This window comes from Nocardioides sp. (assembly GCF_030655615.1).
In the GTDB taxonomy this organism is placed as follows: domain Bacteria; phylum Actinomycetota; class Actinomycetes; order Propionibacteriales; family Nocardioidaceae; genus Nocardioides.
This window is the reverse complement of sequence record NZ_JAURVJ010000017.1, coordinates 1-8811: the sequence shown is the minus strand read 5'-3', so window position 1 is coordinate 8811 and position 8811 is coordinate 1. Positions and strand designations below refer to the sequence as shown.

The following is an 8811-nucleotide window of genomic DNA, read 5'->3' as shown; positions in this document are numbered from 1 at the left end:
CTCCCGCACCGGCGCGCGGCCGGGTCGGGCGCGACCGGCCGGGGCCGCCGCGGCCGCCAGCGGGACGGGACCCGCGGGACGGCGTACGGCGACCGGAGCCAGGCGTGGACATGCGGACCATCCTCTCCCGAGAGAGGCCGGGATCAGCGCGCGAAACGCGGGAAGGCGGCAGCTCCGGCGTATCGGGCGGCGTCGCCGAGCTCCTCCTCGATGCGCAGGAGCTGGTTGTACTTGGCGACGCGCTCGGAGCGGGCGGGGGCACCGGTCTTGATCTGGCCGCAGTTGGTGGCGACGGCGAGGTCGGCGATCGTGGTGTCCTCGGTCTCGCCGGAGCGGTGGCTCATCATGCAGCGGAAGCCGTTGCGGTGAGCGAGGTCGACGGAGTCGAGGGTCTCGGTGAGCGAGCCGATCTGGTTGACCTTGACCAGCAGCGCGTTGGCGTTGCCGCCGCTGATGCCGCGCTGGAGCCGCTCGACGTTGGTGACGAAGAGGTCGTCGCCGACGATCTGGATCTGCGAGCCGAGCTGGTCGGTCATCGTCTTCCAGCCGTCCCAGTCGTCCTCGTCGAGCGGGTCCTCGATGCTGACGATGGGGTAGGACGCCACGAGCTCGGCGTAGTAGGCCGTCATCTCGGCGCTCGTCTTGGTGCCGCCCTCGAACGAGTAGCTGCCGCCGTCGCAGAACTCCGAGGCCGCGACGTCGAGCGCCAGGGCGAAGTCGGTGCCGAGGTCGTAGCCGGCCTCGCCGATCGCCTCGGCGATCAGGTCGAGCGCGGCCCGGTTGGAGTCGAGGCTGGGCGCGAAGCCGCCCTCGTCGCCGAGCCCGGTGGCCAGGCCCTTCTTCTTCAGCACCGTCTTGAGCACGTGGTAGACCTCGGCGCCCTGGCGCAGCGCCTCGCGGAAGGTCGGCGCGCCGATCGGCGCGATCATGAACTCCTGGACGTCGACGTTGGAGTCGGCGTGGGAGCCACCGTTGAGGATGTTCATCATCGGCACCGGCAGCACGTGGGCGTTGGGACCGCCGACGTAGCGGTAGAGCGGCAGGCCGCTCGAGTCGGCCGCGGCCCGGGCTACGGCGAGCGAGACCCCGAGGATCGCGTTGGCGCCGAGCTCGGCCTTGTTGGGGGTGCCGTCGAGGTCGATCATCGTCTGGTCGACGAGCCGCTGGTCGTCGACCGTCATCCCCTCGATGGCCGGGCCGATCCGGGAGATCACGGCGTCGACCGCGGTGGCCACGCCCTTGCCGAGGTAGCGGTCGCCGCCGTCACGCAGCTCGACCGCCTCGAACGCCCCGGTGGAGGCGCCGCTGGGCACCGCCGCCCGCGCGAACGCTCCGTCGTCGAGGGCGACCTCGACCTCGACGGTGGGGTTGCCGCGCGAGTCGAGGATCTCGCGGGCTCCGACGGCTTCGATCGATGCCACGTCACTGCTCCTGGGGGCCGAACCGATGGGACGCCTCACGCTACCGCTGTCATCCTCCCCCGTGCCCCCTCGGTCCGGCGCACGCGGCGCCGAGGGGGCGAGGGAGGCGGGGGTGAGGTCGAGGGTTACCCCGCTAGGCAGGGTGCGGGCGGATCGGAGAGGTTGTCTAGACCGGTCGTACGACGCCGGTTGCCATTGCAGAAGGAAACCCACAAGGAGACCCCAGCATGAAGCACTCCCGACCGTTCAAGGTCGTCGTCCTCGGAGCCACCGCCTGTGCGGCGCTGCTCGTCTCGCCCGCCGCACAGGGCGCCCCGGAGGAGAACTCGGTGGCAGCGCCCCAGCCGCCGTCCTTCGCGGAGTTCGAGGCGGCGACCTACCGCGACCACGACGGCCAGTACATCGTCAACGGCGACGAGGCGATCAGTGACCAGGCCGAGCTGCGCGCCTACTACGACCACATGGTCGCCACGCAGGACACCGGCTCGACGAGCCTCATCGTCAACACCGACGACTTCGGCGACGACGACGTGTGGAGCGCGAGCCAGGCGACCAACCTGACCTACTGCGTGAGCGACGACTTCGGGGCCGAAAAGGCCACGGTGGTCTCGGCCATGGCGGCCGGCGCCGGCCAGTGGGAGGCGGCGTCCTCCGGCATCGACTTCACCTACGTCCCGTCGGCCGACGGCAGCTGCGTGACCAGCAACAACGCGGTGCTGTTCCCGGTCGAGCCGGTCGTCACGAGCGAGTACATCGCACGGGCCTTCTTCCCGAGCAGCGCCGACGTCGAGCGCAACGTGCTCGTGGCCGACTCGCTCACGACCTCCGGCTGGGCGCCCGCCAACATCCTCGCCCACGAGCTCGGGCACGTCCTGGGCTTCCGGCACGAGCACACCCGGCCCGAGGCCGGCACCTGCTTCGAGGACAACAACTGGCGCCCGCTGACGCCCTACGACTCGGCGTCGATCATGCACTACCCGCAGTGCAACGGCGCGACGGAGGACCTCAGCATGTCGGCCACCGACCGCGAGGGTGTCGCGTCGCTCTACGGCGGCTGACCCTCGGCTGACGCCCCACCCGCACGACCCATCCGGACCCCGGCGAGCACCGCTCGCCGGGGTCCGGCGCGTCAGGCCTCGTCGAGCAGCCGGCGTACGGCGTCCCTCAGCTCCTGCTCGGGGTCGACGCCCGCGTCGTGCGCCTCGGCGACGAGCGCGAGCAACCGGTCACCCACGCCGTCGCCAGCCGCGGCAGGGGCGACCGGAGCCGCACCGGCCCGGCCGAGCCGGTCGAGGACCTTGTCGGCATAGAGCAGCGCCGGCAACGTCGGCGCGATCCCGTCGGTGACGTGGTCGCGCTGCTTCTCGGTCGCCTTGACCGACTCCCAGAGCTCGTTGACCTCGGCCGCCGAGCCCTGCCGGCCCGCGTCGCCGAAGACGTGCGGGTTGCGGCGGCGCATCTTGGCGACGATGCCGGCGGCCACGTCGTCGAGCGTGAAGCTGCCCGACTCCTCGGCGATCGCGGCGTGGAAGTAGACCTGCAGCAGCAGGTCGCCCAGCTCCTCGCGCAGGTCGTCGGGGGTGCCCGACTCGATGGCGTCGACGGTCTCGTGGAGCTCCTCGACGAGGTAGCGCACCAGCGAGCGGTGCGTCTGCTCCTGCTTCCACGGGCACTCGGCGCGCAGGCGCCGCATCACCTCGCGGAACTCGAGCAGCGGCTCGAGCCCGGGCTCGGTCATCCGGCGGTGCGGGTGCCGCAGACCTGGTCGTCGCTGAGCTGGGCGGAGGCCTGCTGGATCTTGGTCTGCAGCTCCTCGTCCTGGCCGGAGATGTCGAAGCCGGCCACGCCCTGGTTGAAGACGGCCCCGTCGCTCACCGGCACCGAGAGACCGTCGTCGGCGACGAAGCTGCCGTCATCGATGCGCAGACCGTAGGTCGGGTTGAGGTCGACGTCGTGGTCGGCGAGCCAGTCGGCGATGGCCTGGGTCCCGCGGGCGCGGATCTCCTCGGGGTTGCCGGGCTCGGCGCCGGTCTCCTCGCGGAGCAGGGTGTTGCCGATCGCGTCGCTGGCCAGGGCGACGTAGGTGCTGGAGGTGTCGCCGGCCCGCATGGCGGCGGCCTGGTCGTCGGGGGCGTCGGCGTAGTTCTGGTCGATGGAGGCGACCGCGGGCGCGTAGGTGTCGGGGAGCTCGGCGTCGAGCTCGTCGAGGAGCCGCTCGGCGGCGGTCTCGCGCACCAGGGTCTCGACGAGGAGCCGGCGCACGGTCACCCGCGGGAACGGCAGCGCGCCGTCGGCGTCGTCGAGGTAGGCACAGGTGCCGGCGACGGTGTCGTCGACGTCGGAGAGCTCGATCGTCGTGCCGTCGACCTCGGCGGCGACGCCGGGTCGCACCTGCGGCCCGTCGGACACGCCGCACCCGGTGAGCGCACCGCCCACGAGCAGGAGCGGGACGGCCAGCGCGGCGAGGCGAGGGGTGATGCTCACGACGAGAACTCCTGGGCGGCTAGCGGCGCCAGTCGACGGACGGTCACTGGCTGGGCGGGTCGAGGACGCTGTCGATCACGCCTCGCGCCCATTCAAGCAGGGCGATCCCCTCCAACGGCTTCCCGGTGGCGCCGGGGGTGCCGGGTCGCGGGACGAGCACGGTGTCGACGGCGTTCTTGATGACCGACTTGGGATACATCCGCAGCAGCCGCACCTGGCGGGACTCGGGCAGCGAGACCGGGGCGAACCGGACGTTGCGCCCGGCGATCGTCACCTCGCCGATGCCGGCCTGGCGGGCACGGGCCCGGAACCGCGCGACCAGCTGCAGCGAGAGCACCTCGACGGGCGGCTCGCCGTAGCGGTCGACCATCTCCTCGGCGAGCAGGTCGACGTCGTCGTCGGAGCGGACCTCGGCCAGCCGGCGGTACATCTCGAGGCGCAGCCGCTCGCTCTCGATGTAGTCGTGGGGCAGGTGGGCGTCGACCGGGAGCTCGATGCGGACCTCGTTGAGCTCGGGCTCGGTCTCGCCCTTGAACTCGTTGACGGCCTCGCCGACGAGCCGCACGTAGAGGTCGAACCCGACGTCGGCGATGTGGCCGGACTGCTCGCCGCCGAGCAGGTTGCCGGCGCCGCGGATCTCGAGGTCCTTCATGGCGATCGCCATGCCACCGCCGAGGTCGGAGTGCTGCGCGAGGGTCGCGAGGCGCTCGTGGGCGGTCTCGGTGAGCGGCTTCTCGGCGGGGTAGAGGAAGTAGGCGTAGGCGCGCTCGCGGCTGCGGCCCACGCGGCCGCGGAGCTGGTGGAGCTGGGAGAGGCCGAGGGTGTCGGCGCGCTCGATGATCATCGTGTTGGCATTGGAGACGTCGAGGCCCGACTCGACGATCGTCGTGCAGACGAGCACGTCGAAGCGCTTCTCCCAGAAGTCGAGCATCACCTGCTCGAGCTGGTGCTCCCCCATCTGGCCGTGCGCCGTCGCGACCCGCGCCTCGGGCACGAGCTCGCGGAGCCGGGCCGCAGCCTTCTCGATCGAGTTGACCCGGTTGTGGATGAAGAAGACCTGGCCGTCGCGCAGCAGCTCGCGGCGTACGGCGGCCATCACCTGCCGGTCCTCGTAGGCACCGACGTAGGTCAGCACCGGGTGGCGCTCCTCGGGCGGCGTGGTGATCGTCGACATCTCGCGGATGCCGGTGACGGCCATCTCGAGCGTGCGCGGGATCGGCGTCGCGCTCATGCTGAGGACGTCGACGGTCGTGCGGAGCCGCTTCATCTGCTCCTTGTGCTCGACGCCGAAGCGCTGCTCCTCGTCGACGATGATCAGGCCCAGGTCCTTGACCCGGATGTCGGGGTTGAGCAGGCGGTGGGTGCCGACGACGATGTCGACGGTGCCGTCGGCCAGGCCGGCGGTGACCTCGGCGGCCTCCTTGGTGGTCTGGAACCGGCTGAGGCCCTTGACCACGACCGGGAAGCCGCTCATCCGCTCGCTGAAGGTGCTGAGGTGCTGGGTGACGAGCAGCGTGGTCGGCACGAGGAGGGCGACCTGCTTGCCGTCCTGGACGGCCTTGAACGCCGCGCGCACCGCGATCTCGGTCTTGCCGTAGCCGACGTCGCCGCAGACGAGCCGGTCCATCGGCACGACCTGCCGCATGTCGGACTTGACCTCGTCGACGGTGGTCAGCTGGTCGGGGGTCTCGGTGAACGGGAACGCGTCCTCGAGCTCGCGCTGCCACGGGGTGTCGGGACCGAAGGCGAAGCCCTTGGTGGCCTGGCGGGCGGCGTAGAGCTTGATCAGCTCGGCGGCGATCTGCTTGACGGCCTTGCGGGCGCGGCCCTTGCGCTTGGCCCAGTCGGCGCCGCCGAGCCGGTCCAGGCTCGGCGACTCACCGCCGACGTAGCGCGTCACCTGGTCGAGCGCGTCGGCCGGGACGTAGAGCCGGTCGGGCGGGGCGCCGCGCTTGGAGGCGCCGTACTCGAGCACGAGGTATTCGCGCTTGGCGCCCTGGAGCTCGCGCTGCTTCATCTCGACGAAGCGGCCCACGCCGTGCTGCTCGTGGACGACGAAGTCGCCGGACTTGAGCTCGAGCGGGTCGATCTGCTTCTTGCGCCGGGCCGGCATCTTGCGCATGTCGCGCGTCGAGGCCTTCTGGCCCGAGATGTCCTCGCCGGTGATGACCGCGACACGGGCGACCTCGTCGACGAAGCCGTGGGTCAGGGCGCCGCAGGTGACGGTGACGACCGCCGCGTCGAGGGTGTCGCCGACCTCCTGGAGGCGGGCGGGGACGTCGCGCTCGCCGAGCGCCTCGACCAGCCGCTGCGCCGGTCCGTGGCCGGGGTGGACCGCGACGACGTGGTAGGCCTCGTCGCGCCACCGACCCAGGTCCTTGAGGGCCTGCTCGACGTCGCCGTGGTAGGCCGGTGCGGGGGCGGCGGGGAGAGCCACGGTGGGCCGGTCGCCGGTGTCGGTCTGGTCCTCGGTGTCGAGGCCGAACGGGCTGAGGGTCCACCACGACTGGCCGCGGCCGATCACGTGCTCGCGCACGTCACCCAGCGAGCGGTAGGACGCCGCGCCGAGGTCGATCGGGGCCGTGCCACCACCGGCCGCGGCGGCCCAGCTGGCCCCGAGGAACTCGTCGCTCGTCGCGACGAGGTCGTGGGCCCGGGAACGGACCCGCTCGGGGTCGAGCAGCAGCAGGTGGGCATCGTCGGGGAGCAGGTCGACGAGCAGCTCCATCTCGTCGACGAGCACCGGCGCGAGGGACTCCATGCCCTCGGCAGCGATGCCGTTGGCGATCTTGTCGGTGAGCTCGAGGAGCTGGGGGTGCTCGCGGCCGAGCTCGGCGGCGCGGGCGCGCACCTCGTCGGTGAGCAGCAGCTCGCGGCACGGCGGCGCCCAGAGCCGCTCGGCCTTGTCGAGGGTGCGCTGGTCGGCCACGGAGAACGAGCGGATCTCCTCGACGTCGTCACCCCACAGCTCGACGCGCAGCGGGTGCTCCTCGGTGGGCGGGAAGACGTCGACGATGCCGCCGCGCACGGCGAACTCGCCGCGCTTCTCGACGAGGTCGACCCGGCTGTAGGCGGCGTCGGACAGCCGCCGGACGAGGTCGTCGAGCGGCATCGTGTCGCCCAGGGCGAGCTCGACGGGCTCGAGGTCGGCCAGGCCCTTGACCTGCGGCTGGAGCAGCGAGCGCACCGGGGCCAGGACGACCTGGAGCGGACCGTTGCTGGCGTCGGTGCCGGGGTGGACGAGCCGGCGGAGGACGGCGAGGCGCTTGCCGACGGTGTCGCTGCGCGGGCTGAGCCGCTCGTGGGGCAGCGTCTCCCAGCTCGGGTAGTGGGCGACGACCTCGGGACCGACCAGGTCGCCGAGCTCGGCGGTGAGCTCCTCGGCCTCACGGGTCGTCGCGGTCACGACGAGCGTGGTGCGCCCGGCCCCGACGAGGGCGGCCGCGACGAACGGGCGCAGGGCGGCCGGGCCCGTCAGGTCGAGGGCTCGCTCGCCGGGCTTGGTCGCACGCTCCGCGAGGTCGGCGTAGGGCGCGCTCGCGAGGACGAGCTTGGCCAGGGCGGCGAGGGACACGAGGACTCCGGGTGGGCGTGGGACGGCAACACGACAGGCCCCCGTTCGACCGATGACCGGGGGTTGCTCCGAGTCTAGGACCGCCCACCGACAGTCCACCCACCCGCGCGGGTCCGGTCGGGCCGCGTGGGGGTGGGGTGGGGTGGGCGGTGCGTGAGCCACCGAACGGCCCGCTCTGAGGACCGCAGAAGGTGGCGTGCTCACCGCCCGACAGGCCGGCCCGGGGTGGGCGGTGCATGAACCACCGAACAGCCGGCTCCGACGGCCCCAGAAGGTGGCGTACTCACCGCCCGACAGGCCCGGCCGGGGTGAGCGGTACGTGAACCACCGAACAGACGGCTCATACGGCCCCAGAAGGTGGCGTGCTCACCGCCCGACAGGCCGGGCGGCGGCACCCACCCTCAGCCGAACCGCCCGTTGACGTAGTCGCTCGTCCGCTGGTCCTGGGGGTTCTCGAACATGGCGCGGGTGTCGCCGTGCTCGACGATGACGCCGGGGGTGCCGTGGGAGGCGAGGAAGAAGGCGCACCGGCCGGAGACCCGGGCGGCCTGCTGCATGTTGTGGGTGACGATGACGATGGTGACCTCGCGGGCCAGCTCGAGCATGGTCTCCTCGATGACCCGGGTCGAGGTGGGGTCGAGAGCGGAGCAGGGCTCGTCCATGAGCAGGACGCGCGGCTTGATGGCGAGGGAGCGCGCGATGCAGAGCCGCTGCTGCTGGCCGCCGGAGAGACCGCCGCCGGGGGCGTCGAGGCGGTCCTTGACCTCGTTCCAGAGGCCACCTTTGACGAGGCAGGACTCGACGAGCGCCTCGCGGTCGGAGCGGGAGGCCTTGGTGCCGGTGAGCTTGAGCCCGGCGAGGACGTTCTCGCGGATGGACATCGCCGGGAACGGGTTGGGCTTCTGGAACACCATGCCGATCGAGCGGCGGGCGTCCATGAGCCGTCGCGAGGGGTCGTAGACGTCCTCGCCGTCCAGCAGCACCTCGCCGGCGAGCGAGGCCGACGGCACGAGCTCGTGCATCCGGTTGAGGATGCGCAGGAAGGTCGACTTGCCGCAGCCGGACGGGCCGATGAGCGCGGTGATGCCCCCGGCCGGCATGACCAGCGAGACGCGGTCGAGCACCTTGTGGGTGCCGAACCACGCGGTGATGTCGCGCGCCTCGATCTCGGCGAGCGCCGAGGCGCCCGAGCCGGGCGAGGCGGGTGCGGCGTGGTCGGGCAGGGTGCTGGTCATGGCTGGTCTCCGATCGGCGGGAGCCGGGGGGGGGGGGGGGGGGGGGGGGCCGCGCCGGGGGGGGGGGGGGGGGGGGGGGGGGGGGGGGGGGGGGGGG

At 72.4% G+C, this 8811-nt stretch carries 6 protein-coding genes; 1 reads left to right on the top strand and 5 read right to left on the bottom strand.

Features of this window, described 5'->3' with window-relative positions; translation table 11 throughout:
• Positions 1-143 precede the first annotated feature (143 nt).
• Entirely contained in the window at positions 144-1421 is a 1278-nt protein-coding gene (gene eno, locus Q7T52_RS01340) for a phosphopyruvate hydratase (RefSeq protein WP_304798868.1), read from the bottom strand.
• Between the two features lie 227 nt (positions 1422-1648).
• On the opposite strand from eno, the gene Q7T52_RS01335 reads away from it, so the two are divergent.
• Positions 1649-2479 carry a hypothetical protein gene (locus Q7T52_RS01335; RefSeq protein ID WP_304798866.1) on the top strand — a complete coding sequence of 277 codons (831 nt, stop codon included), beginning with the start codon at positions 1649-1651 and terminating at the stop codon, positions 2477-2479.
• A 71-nt stretch (positions 2480-2550) separates the two neighbouring features.
• On the opposite strand, the gene Q7T52_RS01330 is transcribed toward Q7T52_RS01335, so the two are convergent.
• The 4 genes from Q7T52_RS01330 to Q7T52_RS01315 all read right to left on the bottom strand — a co-directional run bounded on the left by Q7T52_RS01330 (position 2551) and on the right by Q7T52_RS01315 (position 8714).
• Entirely contained in the window at positions 2551-3159 is a 609-nt protein-coding gene (locus tag Q7T52_RS01330) for a MazG family protein (protein WP_304798864.1), read from the bottom strand.
• The gene (locus tag Q7T52_RS01325; RefSeq protein WP_304798862.1) at positions 3156-3905 is read right to left on the bottom strand and encodes a hypothetical protein; all 750 of its coding nucleotides are present in this window, start codon (positions 3903-3905) and stop codon (positions 3156-3158) included. The genes Q7T52_RS01330 and Q7T52_RS01325 overlap by 4 nt, the downstream gene beginning before the upstream one ends.
• Before the next feature lie 43 nt (positions 3906-3948).
• Positions 3949-7479 (bottom strand): transcription-repair coupling factor, encoded by a 3531-nt coding sequence (mfd, locus tag Q7T52_RS01320; RefSeq protein ID WP_304798860.1) that lies wholly within the window; start codon positions 7477-7479, stop codon positions 3949-3951.
• Positions 7480-7880: 401 nt separating this feature from the next.
• Complete coding sequence (locus tag Q7T52_RS01315; protein ID WP_304798858.1) at positions 7881-8714, bottom strand: phosphate ABC transporter ATP-binding protein; 834 nt, start codon at positions 8712-8714, stop codon at positions 7881-7883.
• Between the last annotated feature and the right edge of the window lie 97 nt (positions 8715-8811).

Coding starts and splice junctions, on each gene's coding strand:
- Q7T52_RS01335 (WP_304798866.1), top strand. CDS start 1,649: ATGAAGCACTCCCGACCGTTCAAGGTCGTCGTCCTCGGAGCCACCGCC.
- Q7T52_RS01315 (WP_304798858.1), bottom strand. CDS start 8,714: ATGACCAGCACCCTGCCCGACCACGCCGCACCCGCCTCGCCCGGCTCG.
- Q7T52_RS01330 (WP_304798864.1), bottom strand. CDS start 3,159: ATGACCGAGCCCGGGCTCGAGCCGCTGCTCGAGTTCCGCGAGGTGATG.